Annotated in this window: 16 protein-coding genes, 1 other RNA gene and 2 pseudogenes; 7 read left to right on the top strand and 12 right to left on the bottom strand. The window is 51.6% G+C overall.

The window, feature by feature from the left end; genetic code table 11:
* Positions 1-9 precede the first annotated feature (9 nt).
* The 3 genes from MYS68_RS31380 to MYS68_RS31370 all read right to left on the bottom strand — a co-directional run bounded on the left by MYS68_RS31380 (position 10) and on the right by MYS68_RS31370 (position 3,624).
* Complete coding sequence (locus MYS68_RS31380; RefSeq protein ID WP_248929553.1) at positions 10-861, bottom strand: carbohydrate ABC transporter permease; 852 nt, start codon at positions 859-861, stop codon at positions 10-12.
* Complete coding sequence (locus MYS68_RS31375; protein ID WP_248929552.1) at positions 858-1,751, bottom strand: carbohydrate ABC transporter permease; 894 nt, start codon at positions 1,749-1,751, stop codon at positions 858-860. Before MYS68_RS31375 ends, MYS68_RS31380 begins: the two co-directional genes overlap by 4 nt.
* A 157-nt stretch (positions 1,752-1,908) precedes the next feature.
* Positions 1,909-3,624 (bottom strand): cache domain-containing sensor histidine kinase, encoded by a 1,716-nt coding sequence (locus MYS68_RS31370; RefSeq protein ID WP_248929551.1) that lies wholly within the window; start codon positions 3,622-3,624, stop codon positions 1,909-1,911.
* 190 nt (positions 3,625-3,814) lie between these two features.
* On the opposite strand from MYS68_RS31370, the gene MYS68_RS31365 reads away from it, so the two are divergent.
* From MYS68_RS31365 to MYS68_RS31345, 5 genes and pseudogenes are all read left to right on the top strand, one after another.
* On the top strand, positions 3,815-4,141 hold the full coding sequence (locus MYS68_RS31365) for a PadR family transcriptional regulator (RefSeq protein ID WP_275983575.1): 327 nt from the start codon (positions 3,815-3,817) through the stop codon (positions 4,139-4,141).
* Positions 4,141-4,488, top strand: a complete 348-nt coding sequence (locus MYS68_RS31360) for a DUF1048 domain-containing protein (protein WP_248929550.1) — start codon at positions 4,141-4,143, stop codon at positions 4,486-4,488. The genes MYS68_RS31365 and MYS68_RS31360 overlap by 1 nt, the downstream gene beginning before the upstream one ends.
* 30 nt (positions 4,489-4,518) lie before the next feature.
* Complete coding sequence (locus MYS68_RS31355) at positions 4,519-4,869, top strand: DUF1048 domain-containing protein (RefSeq protein WP_248931069.1); 351 nt, start codon at positions 4,519-4,521, stop codon at positions 4,867-4,869.
* Between the two features lie 14 nt (positions 4,870-4,883).
* Positions 4,884-5,642, top strand: coding sequence for an ABC transporter ATP-binding protein (locus tag MYS68_RS31350; protein WP_248929549.1), 759 nt, complete (start codon positions 4,884-4,886; stop codon positions 5,640-5,642).
* Positions 5,643-6,411: pseudogene (locus MYS68_RS31345) on the top strand (ABC transporter permease).
* A gap of 295 nt (positions 6,412-6,706) precedes the next feature.
* Here MYS68_RS31345 and MYS68_RS31340 read toward each other — a convergent pair.
* Positions 6,707-7,933 carry a hypothetical protein gene (locus tag MYS68_RS31340; protein WP_248929548.1) on the bottom strand — a complete coding sequence of 409 codons (1,227 nt, stop codon included), beginning with the start codon at positions 7,931-7,933 and terminating at the stop codon, positions 6,707-6,709.
* 257 nt (positions 7,934-8,190) lie between these two features.
* Between MYS68_RS31340 and MYS68_RS31335 the strand changes: the two genes are divergently transcribed.
* Together MYS68_RS31335 and MYS68_RS31330 are read left to right on the top strand one after the other, a co-directional pair.
* On the top strand, positions 8,191-8,454 hold the full coding sequence (locus MYS68_RS31335) for an AbrB/MazE/SpoVT family DNA-binding domain-containing protein (RefSeq protein ID WP_248929547.1): 264 nt from the start codon (positions 8,191-8,193) through the stop codon (positions 8,452-8,454).
* Between the two features lie 56 nt (positions 8,455-8,510).
* On the top strand, positions 8,511-8,858 hold the full coding sequence (locus MYS68_RS31330) for a type II toxin-antitoxin system death-on-curing family toxin (protein ID WP_275984086.1): 348 nt from the start codon (positions 8,511-8,513) through the stop codon (positions 8,856-8,858).
* Between the two features lie 35 nt (positions 8,859-8,893).
* On the opposite strand, the gene ssrA is transcribed toward MYS68_RS31330, so the two are convergent.
* The 8 genes and pseudogenes from ssrA to tpiA form a co-directional block, all read right to left on the bottom strand.
* Positions 8,894-9,258: a transfer-messenger RNA gene (ssrA, locus tag MYS68_RS31325) on the bottom strand.
* A 124-nt stretch (positions 9,259-9,382) separates the two neighbouring features.
* On the bottom strand, positions 9,383-9,862 hold the full coding sequence (gene smpB, locus MYS68_RS31320) for an SsrA-binding protein SmpB (protein ID WP_248929545.1): 480 nt from the start codon (positions 9,860-9,862) through the stop codon (positions 9,383-9,385).
* Positions 9,863-9,945: 83 nt separating this feature from the next.
* Positions 9,946-12,372 carry a ribonuclease R gene (gene rnr / locus MYS68_RS31315; protein ID WP_248931068.1) on the bottom strand — a complete coding sequence of 809 codons (2,427 nt, stop codon included), beginning with the start codon at positions 12,370-12,372 and terminating at the stop codon, positions 9,946-9,948.
* Positions 12,373-12,848: 476 nt separating this feature from the next.
* A pseudogene (secG, locus tag MYS68_RS31310) lies at positions 12,849-13,076 on the bottom strand (preprotein translocase subunit SecG); the annotation flags it as partial.
* A gap of 128 nt (positions 13,077-13,204) precedes the next feature.
* Entirely contained in the window at positions 13,205-13,912 is a 708-nt protein-coding gene (locus tag MYS68_RS31305) for a M50 family metallopeptidase (protein ID WP_248929544.1), read from the bottom strand.
* A gap of 89 nt (positions 13,913-14,001) precedes the next feature.
* Entirely contained in the window at positions 14,002-15,294 is a 1,293-nt protein-coding gene (gene eno, locus MYS68_RS31300) for a phosphopyruvate hydratase (RefSeq protein WP_248929543.1), read from the bottom strand.
* A gap of 34 nt (positions 15,295-15,328) precedes the next feature.
* Positions 15,329-16,867 (bottom strand): 2,3-bisphosphoglycerate-independent phosphoglycerate mutase, encoded by a 1,539-nt coding sequence (gene gpmI / locus MYS68_RS31295; RefSeq protein ID WP_248929542.1) that lies wholly within the window; start codon positions 16,865-16,867, stop codon positions 15,329-15,331.
* Between the two features lies 1 nt (position 16,868).
* Positions 16,869-17,621, bottom strand: a complete 753-nt coding sequence (gene tpiA, locus MYS68_RS31290) for a triose-phosphate isomerase (RefSeq protein ID WP_248929541.1) — start codon at positions 17,619-17,621, stop codon at positions 16,869-16,871.
* Positions 17,622-17,635: the final 14 nt, after the last annotated feature.

Genomic DNA, 17,635 nt, shown 5'->3' with positions numbered 1-17,635 from the left:
CGGATATAGTTAGCCTTTGAGCCCTGTGGTCGCGATCCCTTCGACGAAATATCTTTGCGCGAAGAAGAAGATCAGCACAAGCGGCAGCACGGAAAGCAGACCCATGGCCATAACCACATTCCACTGCACGTCTGACGCGGTATCCATCGAAATACGCAAGCCTAGCGCGAGCGGATATTTTTCCACACTGTTGACATAGATCAATACATCGAAAAATTCGTTCCACGTCCACATAAACTGAAACAGCCCCGCCGAGAAAAGTGCCGGCTTCATGACAGGCAAAAGCACTTTGAACAGTATGCCTCCGGCTGTGCAGCCGTCCATCTTGGCGGATTCATCCAGCTCACGCGGAATCCCTCTGATGAATTGTACGAGCATGAAGATGAAGAACGGAAAGCAGGCGAACAGTGCCGGAACAATAAAGGGCAAGTATGTGTTCAGCCAGCCGAGCTTATTGAACAGCAGATAACGGGGGATGACAATGACCGCATTAGGCAGCATCAAGGTCGACAGCATGACGGCGAACCACAGCTTTTTGGACGGAAAGCTAAATCTTGCAAAGCCGTAGGCAACGAGCGAACAAGAGATGATCGTAAACAGAACCGTAGGCACCGTCATCACAATCGTGTTCCAATAAAAATCGCTGAACCCGATTTCCGTAAGCCCGTTCCACCCCGCTTTATAAGCGGCAAACGGGTTATCGAAAGGAAACTTCTCCGGCAAAATGTTGCTGGAGCCGAAAATTTCGGCATTTTGCTTGAAGGTTGCAAATAGCATCCACAAGAGAGGGTAGATCATGACCAGACTGCCGAAAACAAGGACGGCATGACTAACCCACCCGGTGACGGCTCTTCCTTTCATCGTGCGCCCTCCTCCTTATCGTTATAATGTACCCAAGCGTCGGAAGATTTAAAGATCAAGAGGGTAATCAGCAAAATGATGGCGAACAATACCCATGAAATGGCCGAAGCATAGCCCATCTTAAAATTGTTGAAGCCTTCGTTGTACAGCTTCATCCCTACCAGATAGGTCGACTTGAGCGGTCCTCCGCCCGTGATGACGAATGCGGACGTAAACGCTTGCAAAGCATGGAGCGTTTGCATGATCAAATTGAAGAAAATAATAGGCGTAATAAGCGGAATCGTAATTTTGAAGAAACCTGACCCCCACGAAGCTCCGTCTACCTTGGCCGCTTCATACAGCTCCTGCGGAATTTGCTTTAATGCCGCCAGGAACAGCACCATCGACGATCCGAACTGCCATACCTCCAGCGAGCTGATGGTGAACAGCGCAATATGCGGATCTCCCAGCCAGTCGGGCGTAGGAATGCCGACGCCTTTGAGCATATTGTTGACGATACCGTCCTTCATGAACATAAGCCGCCAAAGTGCGGACAACGCGACGCTGCCTCCGAGAATGGAAGGCAAGTAAAACAGCGTCCGGTAAAAGCTCATCCCCTTAATTTTGATATTAAGCAGCAAAGCGACGATGAGAGCGAAGATAAGTTTTCCCGGCACCGCCATCAGCGCGTAGGAAAAAGTGACCTTAAGCGAATGTAAAAAATCTTTATCGATCATAAACATTCGGATGTAATTGTCAAACATAACGAATTTCGCCGACCGGAGAACGCTGTAATCGGTAAACGAGTATGCAAAAGAAGCAACGAGCGGATACAGCTGGAAAGACAAAAACCCGATCAGCCAGGGCGAAATGAAGAGCAGCCCTATGTACTTGGTGTTTAGTTTAGCCAAAGAAACGAAACCTCCCTGCAGATTGATTTTATCATTCCGCCGGCGGAATGTAAGCGGATTCTTCGGCTTCATTATAGCATTTTGCACCAATTCGTTTGTATGTACCGGACTTATGAAGAGGTATCATTACTTACGATTCTGACGAGCAGCGGTCTTTCTAGCCCTTTATTCTAAACGTGACGGTTACTCCTTCGCCCGGGGCGCTCCGGATGGACAGCTTGTACTCGTCGCCGTATTTTAATCTTAATCGTGAACTGATATTCCGCAGGCCGATATGCTCGGAGATGCCATAGTCGGGTTCGGACTCAAGCGAAGCAACCACCTCGTCAAGCCGCTGCTCCGACATGCCGGGTCCGTTGTCCGTAATCTCAAACTCGATGTCATCGCCGTCCCTTTGGATCGTAATATGGCAGCAGCCGCCTTCCTTACATACTCCGTAATGGACGGAATTCTCAATAATTGGCTGCAGCAAAAGCCGGATCGTGCTGCATTCCAGTACGTCCTGCTCATACGTCCAGGTAACCTTGAACGTGTTGTCGAAGCGATAGCGCTGGATGTCGATATATTTCTTGGTGATCTCGATTTCTTCCCGGATGGTTACCATTTGAATCGGACTGTCGAGCGAATAACGGAGAATCTCGGACAATTGCTCGATCATCGTGTTAGCGAAGGTAGGCCTCTGAGTCACATTCAACACCTCAAAATTGATCGATTGCAGCGTATTGAACAGAAAATGAGGATTGATCTGGTATTGGAGCGCCGTCAGCTCGGCCAGTACCTGCCGGTACTTCCTTTCGGACAATTGCAGATTCATATGGCTCTGATTGACGAAGGAATTGATCGTATCGTTCAGAATCAGCGAATAAACGTCGTTTTTCTTCTTCTCTACGACGTTCGGCAGCGTCATGCCCGCTTTGGCCAGCTTGAAAATCTTCAATATTCTCGCGATTTGCCTGTAATTGCGGATGGAAAAATAATAAGCCAGCAGTGAACTGATCAGGAGCGAGACAATCGCCGAATACAGTGTCAGCTTAATGATCAGGATCGCCGAGCTGTAGATCGTGATGGTCGGAATGACGGAAACATATTTGAAACTATAATGCTCCGAGGACATTTCCACTACGCGGTATCGGTCGCTTCGGAGCAAATCGGCGAAACGTGCAGTTTCGCCGGCCTGGTCCCCGCCGTCCCCCCGTTCCAGCAGCTGCTCCATATCTTTATTCGAAAACAGCAGCTCCCCCTTCTCGTTCAGCACCGCCATATATTGGTCATCGTATGTCGTTATGGAGTCCAGCATTTTATTGAAGTACTCCTGCCGCACATTGATGACAATGACACCGTCCAGCTTGGTTCGTTGGTAGATGCTGACCACGTCCAGATCGCTGATCCGCCGCTTTTCCGTCCACAGCATCGTATCCCTGCTTTGCTTCTTAAAGCTGTCATACCAGGCGGTGTCATAATAGTCAGTGATCGATTCCTTATCCCCGTTCGCCAAAAAGTATTTGCTGTCGCCCACTTTAACGTAGATCGAGTTGATATACATTCTCGAATAGCTGGACGATTTGAGTGAAGGCCGGATGAGCTTCAGCGCCGTCGTATCCTCATGGGTCACTACATCCGTGCTTAAAACCCTCAATAAAGGCAAGCTTATTTGAGGGTTGTAGTCAATCAGTATTTTCATACTGTTCATATCTGAGAAAATGAGCTCGATCGTCTCCTTGGACGTATTTAACGCTTTATGCGTATTGGTGTCTATTTCTTCTTTTAACGAAGCTTGAAATACGTTCATCACCATCAAGCTGAAAATCAACACAGGAATGGAGACCGCAATAATAAAGGTCATGAAGTTTTTAATAAAAAATTTTGTAAGCATGCCCTGACTCCCCTTTAATCCGCCTTTCCTACATATTACGCTCGGCCGATGGCTACATCCAGTATAAAATGGAACAGCTCCGTTTTATTATCAAAGCAAATGCAGTTGACAAAGCCGCTACTGCGTGTTACTATGTAGTAGTAGTAAGTAATACTTCATACCAGTCATACAGAATAGCAGGGAGGTGATTATGCTGGAAAACCTGACGGAAATGCTTAAAGGCGTGCTTGAGGGCTGTGTCCTTGAAATTATCAGCCACAAAGAAACCTACGGCTACGAAATCACGCGGCAGCTGAACGCCCTCGGCTTCACCGACGTTGTGGAGGGAACGGTGTACACCATTTTGGTACGGCTGGAGAAGAATAAACTCGTGGACATAGAAAAAAAACCATCCGATATGGGACCGCCGCGCAAGTTTTTCATGCTCAACGACGCGGGGCGCAAGGAACTACAGAAGTTCTGGGAAAAATGGGAGTTCGTATCATCAAAAATAAATGAGCTAAAGGAGAAAAAATAATGAACTTTTGGGAAAAAATCACCGGCAGCGACATGACTAAGGAAATGAAAGCTTTCGAATCGCGAGTCCGAAAGCTGCCGGCTGATTATCAAGCAGCATGGGAGCAAATCAATGTTAATCTTTGGCCGCACGCAGATTTCACCGGTCGCAACCTCATGCCCATTCTTGACGGCGTGCTTGGCCTGCTGGAAGAATCGGCGGCGGACGGTCAGAGCATCCAAGAGGTGTTGGGTGACGATATCAAAGGCTTCTGTTCAGCACTGGTCGGCGAAGAAGGGGCAAAGTCTTTTCGCGACAAGTGGCGCAAGCAACTCAACAACAATATCGCTAAAAAATTAGGTAAGTAGGAGGATAATATGAAAATACAAGATATCAAAATGAAAATTCAAGATATCATCGAGGGCAAAAAAGAGTGGCGAGCGCACGTGGCGCGTGTCAAAGCGCTCCCGCAAGATTATCAGATTGTTTATAAGGAGATTCAAAAATATCTCTTTAAGGTCGGCCCTGTTGAGCTAACCGAGGGGACGGGTTTGCTCTCGGGGATTGTCGATCTTTTTGAAGAGGGCGCTGCCTTGGGGAAAGGCGTGCTCGAAGTAACGGGCAGCGACGTAGCGGCTTTCTGCGACGATCTGATCAAAGATTCAAAAACTTACGCTGACATCTATCAAGAATCTGTCGACCAAGCAGTTAACAAGGCCATAAAAAAAGCTACGGATAAACCAAAGTAAAAGGGGGATATCGGATGGAAAAAGCAATTGAAGTGAAAGGTCTGCGAAAGTCTTTCAAGGACATAGAAATCCTAAAGGGCGTCGATTTTGAAGTGAAGCGAGGTGAGATTTTCGCCCTACTCGGCTCCAACGGCGCGGGCAAGACGACGATTGTTAAAATCCTCACCACGCTCATTAAACAGGACGGAGGCACCGCCGTCATAAATGGCTTTGACGTCGCGTCAAAGCCCGACCATGTACGGCAGGCGATCAGCCTGACCGGACAATTTGCCGCCGTGGACGAGGTGTTGACCGGAAGGGAAAATCTCATCATGATCGCCAAGCTGCGGCACCTTAAGAATCCGCGTCAGGCAGCGGATACTATGCTGAAACGATTCGGCCTGGCCGACGCCGCTGACCGCAAGCCGTCTACTTATTCGGGCGGTATACGCCGCAGGCTTGACATCGCCTTGAGCCTTGTGGGAAATCCGCAGATCATTTTCCTCGACGAGCCGACTACCGGGCTTGACCCCGAGGCGCGCATAGAGGTTTGGAAGATTGTCAAAGAGCTTGCGGACGGAGGCACGACGATACTCCTGACCACACAGTATTTGGAGGAGGCTGAGCAGCTTGCCGATCAAATTGCCATTTTGCATGAGGGCAGGATTATTGCGGGCGGCACACTCAATGAACTGAAAAAGCTATTCCCGCCCGCAGAGGTAGAGTATGTGGAAAAACAGCCGACACTGGAGGAGATCTTCCTCGCTATCGTCGGCAACAAGGGGGAGAAGTAAATGGAGACGGCAAAAAGCCACTTTTTCAGCGATATGGGCGTTATGCTCGGTCGTTCCATGCGCCATGTTTTCCGCAGCATGGATACCATCCTCACGGTCTGCATCACTCCGATTGCGATGATGCTGCTGTTCGTCTATGTGTTTGGCGGAGCAATCCAGACCGGTACGGATAACTATGTGAACTACCTGTTGCCCGGGATACTCCTTATGGCGATTGCAAGCGGGATATCCTATACAGCTTACCGCCTGTTTTTGGATAAGCAGCGGGGTATCATTGAGCGGTTCCACTCCATGCCGATTGCGCGTTCCGCCGTGCTCTGGGGGCACGTACTGACCTCGGTGGTTTCCAACGCCATATCGCTTGTCGTCATCATTCTCGTAGCGCTCGTTATGGGCTTTCGCTCGTCGGCGGGGATCCTGCCGTGTCTTGCCGTCGCCGGCATACTCGCGCTGTTTACGCTGGCACTAACCTGGGTCGCGGCGATTGCCGGACCTGTCCGCAAGATCGGTGGAAGGTGCAAGCGCGTTTTCCTATCCGCTGATCTTCCTGCCGTTTATCAGCTCGGCGTTTGTGCCGACCGAGTCGATGCCGCCGGTTGTCCGCGTCTTTGCCGAAAATCAGCCGGTGACCTCGATCGTCGATGCGATACGTTCTCTGCTTGCCGGGCAGCCTGTCGGTCATGACATTTGGATTGCGCTCGCATGGTGCCTGGGTATTCTGATTGTTGCGTATATTTTCGCAATGAGGGCGTACAAAAAGCGGGTGTGAAATCATTAAAGATGGAAGTAGCTATCTAAAACTATATTATCCGGAAGTTGGTGCTTTTTTATTCCAATGGTCAGCCTAAAGCTTAGGTATTGTTTAAAGGAAAACGCCAAGCCGAGAGAAAAATCATAGGCTTGGCGTATATTTTCGTTAATTTGAGATTCCGAGAGCGTTCTAAATCGATTTCAAATGGTTTTTCGAGGGGAGTCAAACCCCTGTCTGAAGATAACGCCACACAGGCTTCTACGGGTGTAGTCACAGTTTTGAAGTCACCCGAGCTTCGCCCTCAAACCACAAACTACTTCTGCAAGCTATTACTTAACGCTTGAAGCTCGTCTACCATAGCCACCCGACGAGGGTAATTCTCGATCAATTGCCGAATGATGCCTTTCGCTTGTTCTTTGGCACCAGCCCTGAAATAACTTTTAATCAGCCTACAAACTCCCTTGTACTTTCTTCGATCTGTTGCGGCCGCCGCTTCACTAAAAATATATTCCTCATAGATCGAATAAGCCTCCTCGGGGTAGTCTTGTGCCAACTGCTTTCCATAATGCTCTACGTAAATAGGATGGGCTCGTACCACTTCCAGCAATTTTGCGGTTTCGCCTTCCTGCGACAACAACGCAGCAAAATCGTGTGGCATGAGATTTTCAAGAAGTTCGTGCAGGAGTACGCCCCGTGTTTCCTCCCAAGTGCCTTCAAGCTGGCAAAGCTCCTTCAATTTCTGAAAATACGATGTATCTCCTCTTAGCAGGATGAGACGAATCATCTCGACCTGCTTCTCTGTAATGCGAAGCTCCGAATAGATTCGTTCCAGATGATAGGCCCACACAGGGGGTCTGTGGTAATTGCCCTTATCCTCTTGGAGCGCTTCAACGCATAATTGTTCTGCCAAGGAATACTGCTGGTTTCCAATGGCTCGTTCAACCATGATCTTTCTCATTTCGGGAACATCCAAATGCTCCATCACATACTGATCCGCCGCAGCAACACCGTTCAACCGTTCAATGATTCCTTGAGTAATGACGAATCGATCAGGGTATTCCCTTCTTCCATACATCGTTCCGAGCATTGGGAAAATGCTGTATACACTCTCGGCATCCTTATGATCCCGAACCAAATAGACAGCGTTGCTCAGCAAACCGTACCCATGCTCCGCCCATTCGATACAAGCTTTATTCTTCGATGTTTTAATGATCCCACCAAGCATGTGGCTTCGATTCTCAAGGGTTGCCGATCTACTAAGCTCCTCTACTCCGGAAAGGCAATAGTGAATGGCGTCGGTAGCGGCACCCGAGGATGTATCTGCATGGGAGACGAGCTTAAGAATCTCAACAAATATAAATAAATGAATGTCGAAGGATAACTTGCGATCTTCAAGCAGTCTGCTATTTTCCAGCATGTCTATCAATGCATGGCACACCCGATTACAACCGCTATACGGCAAAAAGCCTCGTTCCTTGTTTTGCCGAATGACCGTTCTGACTTCATTCTTGATTTCGGATAACGTTAACAAATTGGTCATTTGGCTCACCCCTCGATAACATGGCGATATCATCATACCGAACATAAGATCAGTTTCTATTATACACCTCAATAGACACAAACCCAAAAGAGCACCTTCACGGATTGGTATTTCGTCCTATGGGGACGAGAATAAGTCAAATCCAGTCCTAAGATGACCTACTTTAGCTGCGTTTTGCAATGATCCTATATTTTAATGGCCATTTTATTGTATAATTGTTATAACAGTTGAATAGTATAAATAAGGAGTGAAATAGGGTGACTAAGGTGATCGATATGGAGCGAAAAGTATCTAAGTTTGGAAACAGCCTAGGAATTACAATGACAGATGCGCTTAAGCAGCTTGGCCTCGAAGCAGGAGATTCAGTGCAAATTGATGTAAGAGAGAAAGATGGCGAGATCGTTATTAGAAAGCTAACCAAGGTGAATTTACCTACTGGACTTAGTCCTGATTTCCTTGAAACTCTTAACGAAGTGATCCATGTCTATGATGATACATTGAAAGGCCTCAAGGATCGATAAAGGTGACCACCATTCAATATCTTACTGTTCAAGAAGTCATCGCTGTTAACGTTGCAATGATTCAAAGATACAGCCCAGGAGAATTTATAGGTGTAAAAAGCGGTGACATGCTAGAGTCTGCGATTCATCGTCCCATGTCATCCGCCTTTGGTGAGGATGCCTATCCAACGATCTTTGAGAAGGCCGCGGCATTGTTTGAATCCTTGGGACAAAATCATCCATTTCAAAATGCCAACAAACGAACAGCCTTTACCGCATTGGTCATTTTTCTAAGATACAATGGTTACTTATTTATCATGGACACAAAAGCAGCTGAAGATTTCACCGTAGACATGGTCAATCATAAATATACGCTTTCAGAGTTAGCAGAAGTCATTCAAAGGCATTCACAAAAGAGTGCATGAAAAAACACCATCTCATTGGATGGTGTTTCTTGTCTTTATGGAGACGAGGGGAGTCGAACCCCTGTCCGAAGATAACGCCACATAGGCTTCTACGGGTGTAGCCACGGTTTTGATGTCACCCGAGCGCCGCCCCGTAACCGGCTGCGCGTTGGGTCAGCCTGATTGTCTTCTTCAGCTAGCCCCAGGCGGAGACTAGACAGCGTATCCCACTAAAGGTTGAGCCCCTATCCCGCCACATGGGCGATGGAAGGTAGGAGCGCTCCAGCAGTTTCTTAGGCTGCTAAAAGAGCAGGTTGTTGTTGTTTGCCATTTAATTGGCTTTAGCGTTGATGAAGTGGCCGCGTCCCCACTACCCGCTACCCATGCTCGAACTACCCCCGTCGAATCCAAAAACGTCCCCGAGATAGAAAGAGCATCGTAGGTAACTATTCTGCCGAAAAAGCAGGTTACTCGTTGATGCTTAATCATTATAACATAAGTTCGTGCCTTGTGTAGCATCGATTGCTGGCAAGGAAGCCAATAAACTACCGCGCCACCTTCTGCTTCTCCCGCAAAACCCGCTGAATGTCGCGCTGAGCGTCGCGTTTGGCAGCCGATTCGCGCTTGTCGTATTGCTTCTTCCCTTTGCCGAGTCCGATCAGCAGCTTGGCAAATCCGTTGCGCACATAAATCTTGAGCGGCACCAGCGTGTAACCTTCCTGCTTGGCGAGACCGAGCAGCTTGTTGATTTCCGCCTTCTTCAAAAGCAGCTTGCGCGCCCGCGTCGGGTCGCTCGGATTATGCCGGTTACCCTGCTCGAACGGGCTGATGTGCATGTTATGGATAAACGCTTCTCCGTTGCGGATCAGCGCGAAAGCATCCCCGATATTCGCTTTGCCCATACGCAGCGACTTGATTTCCGTACCGGTTAATACGAGACCGCATTCGTACGTATCCTCGATGAAATAGTCATGGGAAGCTTTTTTATTCTGGGCGAGCACCTTGCCGTCCGCCTTCTTGCCCATGAAAATCACCTCAACAGTCAAATTGGATTGGAGCTAATTGTATCAACTCCAATCCAATAAATCAAGCGCATTGACGCTTATAACTATCTTTTCTTCTTACGCACAAACGCGCCGATCAGATCCTTCTTGCCGCCGTTTCCGCCTCCGGTACGCCGGCTTCCATTTTTGCTGCCCGACGCAGTCCCGGACCGGCCGCCGGCTTTCCCCGAGCGCGCTGCCGAGGCCCCTCGGCCGTTCTTCGCACTGCCGCCGCGGCCTTTAAACTCGCCCGCCGCGACCGCACCGCCGCCGCGCCGGCCCTTGCCGCGTTCGCCTTTGCCCTGCTGGCTCGTCTCGCGCACCTGCTTGAGCCCGTCGACGAGGTTGAACTTCTTCTCGCGCGGCTTCATATCGACCATTTCAAAATCGATCGTATGCTCGTCAATGTTCACACGCGCGACGCGCACCTTCACTTCATCGCCGAGACGGTAAATCCGCGACGATCTCTCGCCGATCAGCGCGTGCTGCGCCTCGTGGTAATGATAGTAATCGTCGGTCAAATCGCTCAAACGGATAAGCCCTTCAACCGTATTGTGCAGCTCGACGAAAATCCCGAAGCTCGTCACGCTGCTGATGATACCCTCGAATTCCTCGCCGACTTTATCGAGCATATACTCGGCTTTCTTCAGCGCCTCCGTCTCCCGCTCGGCGTCCACCGCGGTGCGTTCGCGTTCCGACGATTGCCGCGCATAGTCGTCCATGCGGCCGGACAAATAATCGTGACGCTGCTCCGGCAGCGTGCCGTTTTCGAGCACCTCGCGCATCACGCGATGAATGATCAGGTCCGGGTAACGGCGGATCGGCGACGTAAAGTGCGAGTAAAACTCGGCCGCAAGTCCGAAATGCCCCGTGCTCTGCGCATCGTATTTCGCCTGCTTCATCGAACGCAGCATTACGGTGCTGATGACCGTCTCTTCCTTCGTACCCTTGATCTCTTCAAGAAGCGTCTGCAGCGCGCGCGGATGCACCGTGTTTCCTTTGCCGCGGACCACGTATCCGAAGTTCGTAATGAACTCCATGAAATGCATCAGCTTTTCCGCATCCGGGTCTTCGTGAATCCGGTACAGGAACGGCACCTTCATCCAGTGAAAATGCTCCGCGACCGTCTCATTCGCCGCCAGCATGAATTCCTCGATAATCATCTCGGCGATGGACCGTTCTCTTTTCACAATATCCGTCGGTTTGCCGTTCTCATCGACCAAAATTTTCGACTCCTGGAAGTCGAAATCGATCGCGCCGCGCTTCATCCGTTTGTTCCGCAGCATCATCGCCAGCTCTTCCATGAGCCGGAAATCGTCGATCAGATAATCGTAACGCTCCATCAATTCCGGGTCTTCTTCGGTCAAAATTTTCCGGACGTTCGTATACGTCATCCGTTCGCTCGTCTTGATCACACTTGTAAAAATATCGTGACGAACCACGTTCGCGCTTGCGTCGAACTCCATTTCGCACGACATCGTCAGCCGGTCGACCTGCGGATTCAGCGAGCAAATCCCGTTCGACAGCCGGTGCGGCAGCATCGGAATGACGCGGTCGACCAAATACACGCTGCAGCCCCGGTTGTACGCTTCACGGTCGAGTGCGGAATTTTCGCGCACATAATAGCTTACATCGGCAATATGTACGCCAAGTAAATAGTTGCCGTTCGGCAGGCGCTCGACATTCACCGCATCATCGAGGTCTTTGGCATCCTCGCCGTCGATCGTGACGATACGTTTGTGGCGCAGATCGCGACGACCGGCCAAATCTTTTTCGCTGATCGTATCGGGTACCGATTCCGCTTCGAGCATGACTTCCTCCGGGAAAGCTTCCGGCAGCCCGTATTTGCGGATGATCGAGATGATGTCGACGCCGGGGTCGTTTTTATGACCGAGAATCTCGATCACTGCGCCTTCCGCCGCCGCCCGGCCTTCCGGGTAATTCAGAATTTGCACAACGACCTTGTGCCCGTCCATCGCGCCGTTGAAGTTTTCCTTCGTGACAAAAATATCCCGAACAATCCGCTTATCGTCCGGAATGACAAACGCATACGTTTCATGGTTTTGGAACGTGCCGACGATTTGCGTAATCGCCCGGTTCACGACGCGTACGACTTCGCCTTCCATCCGGCCGCCGGCCTGGCTTTTCGACGTGACCCGTACGAGAACCGTATCGCCGTTCATCGCCCCGCCCATATCGTTCGCATGAATGTATACGTCGGGCAAATCTTTATCGTCCGGCAGCAAAAAGCCGAACCCTTTGGCATGTGCCTGCAGCTTGCCCCGCAGCAGGTTCATCCGCTCCGGCACTCCGTACCGTTCGTTGCGGGTTCTTAAAATAAGACCTTCGTTTTCCAGCTGGTTCAGCAGCTTCAAAAATTGTTTGAACTCGTCGGCACTTTCTATGTTAAATTGCTTTTCGAGCTCCTGATACGTCATCGGCTTATATGCCGTTTCTTTCATAAAATCAAGCAGTTCCTCTGCCGTAATCATCATAAGTTCACCGTCCTTTAGTATGGCCTACATGTAGTTTCCCGTTCGTTATACGGGTGTAATATGATATGTGCAAGCTTCTTGAATAATGTGGGCAGGCCCTGCAAGCTTGCTCTGCAAATAACTCGGGAAAAATGCAGCATTAACAGTATATCCGTTTCTGTCCGTTCATATAGCAGCGCCCGTCCGTACCTTGTGGAAACGGCATGAAAAAACAGCAGGAGTATACCCCCTGCTGTCAGTGGATGCTATTACTTTGCAGCCGGCGTCGTGGCCGGTGCCGGTGTGGTCGTCCCTGCGGCCGGAGCCGGCGATGTCGTTCCAGCCGCCGGTGCGGGAGAAGCCGTACCCGCTCCAGGAGCCGGTGTGGTCGTTCCTGCTGCCGGTGCCGGAGAAGCCGGAGTTGCGCCCGTAGCCGGAGCCGTGTTGCCCGCAGGCGGTGTCAGCTCAAGAGGCGGCGTCGAACTCGTACCGTTCACAAAAAATGCAACGACAACCGAAAGTATGAAAAATGCGGCGGCAAGCCCCATAGTCAGACGGGACAAAAACAGCTCGAGGCCGCGTGCTTTTTGTTTACCGAATAAATGCTCGGCACCACCGGAGATGGCACCGGATAAGCCTGCGCTTTTGCCCTTTTGCAGCAAAACGGCGGCGATGAGGCCTAACGATGCTATGATAAGTAATACCTTCAATGCGATTTCCATGTTTTATTTTTCCTCCCGTTGCGAAAAACTGCTGAGAACAGACAATATTTGTATTGTACCATAACAGCAGGATAAACACAACTTGTCCGCACGGACCAATCTTATGAAAATCTCGTAAATGCGCTGCGTCATTCGTAGCGCGTCACCGCAGGCTGACGCGGCTTGCTCCGCTTTCTGCGGCCGAAAGCGAACGCCTGAATCGCCCGCTTGGCGCACCACAGCGCGAACAATGAGAAGAGCGCTCCCCATGCGATCGCAGGGATCCCGGTCGTCCGAGCCAGGTTCGTGGCATCCCCCGCCTTGGACGGATCGAGATAGGCGGACACAGCGAGCGTCAGCGGTCCGAAAACCGACTCCTCCAGCGACAAAAACGCCAGCAGCAAATAATAAAAATGCAGCAGCCATCTCGGTGCTAACGCCAGCATTACAATATTAAGCGCAATGAAACCGATCAGCCAAAAGATGCCGAACTGATTGCGTACGAATAACAGGAGGCATACCACAGCGATGAGCGTAATGAGCTGAAGACCGAGCCGCTGCCGCCCTTCCGCATATGAGATGAACAGAAACATCGCAAACAAGGAGGCGGTCGCATAGCCGGCCAGCGAGATCGGTATGAGGCTCCAGCTCTTCGTCACCATCGAATAAGTGACCCCGCTATGGTCGACGAACAGCTCGATATACATCACTTTCCCCGATAAAGCCAAAGTGACGAGCGCGTGTCCGAACTCGTGAATCATCGTATCCAGATTGCGGAAAAACGACGAAAACGGGAGCAGATGCGTCAAAAAGGCGGATACCAGCAGAAAAAGAATCGTTTTCAACCAATTGCCCATCACCATCAACCCCCAGTGCCATCATACGTCCATCATATACAAAAAGAGAGAGGAAATATACATCCTCTCTCTCATAAATTCGGCAAATCTTATTTAAAATTTTTCAAGTTGTAAAATGCCGTTTTGCCGCCGTATTGGGCGACTTTCGCCAGTTGGTCTTCAATGCGCAGCAATTGGTTGTACTTCGCCACGCGGTCCGTACGGGACGGAGCGCCGGTTTTGATTTGGCCGGCATTGGTCGCAACGGCGATGTCGGCAATAGTGCTGTCTTCGCTTTCGCCGGAACGGTGGGAGATAACCGCCGTGTAGCCGGCGCGCTTCGCCATTTCGATCGCGTCGAACGTTTCAGTCAGTGTGCCGATTTGGTTCACCTTGACGAGGATCGAGTTGCCGATGCCTTTTTCGATGCCTTGAGACAGGCGCTCCGTGTTCGTTACGAACAGGTCGTCGCCGACGAGCTGAACCTTGCTGCCGAGCTTGTCGGTAAGCAGCTTCCAGCCGTCCCAATCGTCTTCGGAGCAGCCGTCTTCGATCGTGATGATCGGGTACTTGTCCACCCATGCCGCGAGGAAGTCAACCCACTCGGCGGAAGTGTAAGACTTGCCTTCGCCTTCGAGATGGTATTTGCCGTCTTTGAAAAACTCCGTGGAAGCGACGTCCATGCCGAGGAATACGTCTACGCCCGGCTTGTAGCCTGCGCGCTCGATAGCGGCGATGATCGTTTGGATCGCTTCTTCGTTGGAGCCGAGGTTCGGAGCGAAGCCGCCTTCGTCGCCTACCGCGGTGTTCAAACCTTTATCTTTCAAAACCGCCTTCAGGCTGTGGAAAATTTCCGCGCCTGTACGGAGAGCTTCCTTGAAGGAAGGAGCGCCAACCGGCAGTACCATGAATTCCTGCACGTCGACGTTGTTGTCGGCGTGAGCGCCGCCGTTGATGATGTTCATCATCGGAACCGGCAATGTTTTGGCGTTGAATCCGCCGAGGTATACGTACAAAGGAATGTCCAGAGCTTCTGCAGCCGCGCGTGCGGTTGCCATCGACACGGCGAGGATCGCGTTAGCGCCGAGGTTTCCTTTGTTCTTCGTACCGTCGAGCTCGATCATGCGCTTGTCGATGCCGACTTGGTCGAGCGCGTCCATGCCGATGATTTCCGGGGCGATCACGTCGTTGACGTTGGAAACGGCTTTCAGAACGCCTTTGCCGAGGTAACGCGATTTGTCGCCGTCGCGAAGCTCAACGGCTTCGTATGCGCCTGTGGAAGCGCCGGAAGGAACGATAGCGCGGCCGATAGCGCCGGACTCAAGATAAACTTCTACTTCTACGGTCGGATTGCCGCGGGAGTCAAGCACTTCGCGGGCGTAAACTTTAGAAATGATCGTCATCGAATGATACACTCCTTTTTTAATATTGGTAAAATTACTTGCCGAGCAGAGAGCTTCCGGTCATTTCAGCCGGCTGGGCGACACCCAGCAACTCCAGCATCGTAGGGGCAATATCTGCCAAAATACCATCGTTTCTTAGTGTAGCATCTTTTTTCGTCAGAATGAAGGGCACCGGATTCGTCGTATGTGCCGTGTTGCGCGAGCCGTCCGGATTGGTCACCACATCGGCGTTGCCGTGGTCCGCGGTTATCAGCGCCACACCGCCCTTGGCCACAATCGCGTCGACGACTTTGCCGAGGCACTCGTCGGTGGCCTCAATCGCCTTGACGGTCGGCTCCAGCAGGCCGGAGTGACCGACCATGTCCGGATTTGCGAAGTTCAGGATGATCACATCCTGGCGCTCCGCTTCGATTTCCTTTACGGCCGCTTCGGCGACTTCGTAAGCGCTCATCTCCGGCTGCAGGTCGTAAGTCGCAACCTTCGGCGAGTTGATGAGAATACGTGTCTCGCCAGGCAGCTCGACGTCGCGGCCGCCGCTGAAGAAAAACGTCACGTGCGGATATTTCTCGGTTTCGGCAATGCGCAGCTGCTTCAGGTTGTTCTGTACGAGCACTTCGCCGAGCGTGTTGTCGAGATCCTTAGGCTTGTAGGCGACGTAACCGTCCACCGACTCACTGAACAGCGTGAGGCAGACATAGTAGAGGCCGGTCGGCGCCTTGTCGCCGCGATCGAAGCCGCGGAAATCGGCGTTCGTGAACACCTGCGACAGCTGAATGGCGCGGTCCGGGCGGAAGTTGAAGAAGATGACGGCATCGCCCGATTCGACGAGGCCTACCGGCTGGTCGTTCGCATCTACGATAACCGTCGGCATGACGAATTCGTCGAATACCGACTTCTCATACGATTCGATGATCGCTTTCATCGGATCGGAATAATGCGGGCCTTCGCCGTATACCATCGCGCGGTAGGACTTTTCGGTCCGCTCCCAACGCTTGTCGCGATCCATCGCGTAGTAGCGGCCCTGCACGGTGGCGATGCGGCCTACGCCGAGCTCGGCGATTTTGTCCAGCAGCTGCTCCATGTATTTCTTCGCGCTGTCCGGCGCCACGTCGCGGCCATCGAGAAACGCGTGAATATACACGTTGTCGAACTGCTCCTTCTTGCACGCCTCGAGCAAGGCAAACAGGTGAGCGATATGGCTGTGTACGCCGCCGTCGGACAACAGGCCGTACAGGTGCAGCTTTTTGCCGTTGTTCTTGGCGTGGCGAATCGCGCCGAGAATCGTCTCATTTTCGAAAAATTCGCCTTCGCGGATCGACTTCGAGATCCTGGTCAAATCCTGGTACACGATCCGGCCGGCGCCGATGTTCAGGTGGCCGACCTCGGAGTTGCCCATCTGGCCTTCCGGCAAACCGACCGCTTCGCCGCACGCCGTCAGCGTCGTATGCGGGTACGATGCCCAGTAGCGGTCGAAGTTAGGTTTTTTTGCCTGTGCGACGGCATTGCCGAAAGTTTCGCTTCTTAGAGCGAATCCGTCCAAAATAATCAGTGCTACCGGTTTCGGTCTCGCCATGTTACTTGGCCCCCTCGACCAATTGGATGTACGAAGCCGGCTCCAGGCTGGCGCCGCCAACCAAAGCTCCGTCGATATCCGGCTGCTGCATATACTCGCGAATGTTGCCCGGCTTCACGCTGCCGCCGTATTGAATGCGAACCGCATTGCCCACGGAAGCGCCGTATTTGCCGGTAATCAGCTCGCGGATGTAGCTGATCACTTCGTTCGCGTCTTCTGCCGTAGACGATTTGCCCGTACCGATCGCCCAGATCGGCTCGTATGCGACAACCACTTCAGCCGCCTGCTCGGCGGAAATGCCCTCGAATGCGGCCAGCGTCTGTACGCGGCAAACGTCCTTCGTTTGCCCCGCTTCGCGCTCTTCCAGCTTCTCGCCGACGCAAACGATCGGAGTCAGGCCATGCTTGAACGCAGCGTGAACCTTTTTGTTCACGATTTCATCGGTCTCGGCGAAGTAAGCGCGGCGCTCGGAGTGGCCGATGATAACGTACTCAACGCCGAGGTCCTTCAGCATTACGCCGCTGATTTCGCCGGTAAATGCGCCGTTGTCTTCGAAGTGCAGGTTTTGCGCGCCCACCTTGATGGAAGTGCCTTTCAGCGCTTCAACCAATGCCGGAAGGTTCGTGAAAGGAGCGCAGATGACGCTTTCCACGCCGTCCACTTCCGCTTTGCCCTTGACTTCCTGAGCGAATGCGACCGCTTCGGATACGGTTTTGAACATTTTCCAGTTGCCCGCGATAATCGGTTTTCTCATTGTTTTTTTCACCT

This window comes from Paenibacillus hamazuiensis, assembly GCF_023276405.1.
Classification (GTDB): Bacteria; Bacillota; Bacilli; order Paenibacillales; family NBRC-103111; genus Paenibacillus_AF; species Paenibacillus_AF hamazuiensis.
This window is presented reverse-complemented; position numbering and strand designations above follow the sequence as displayed.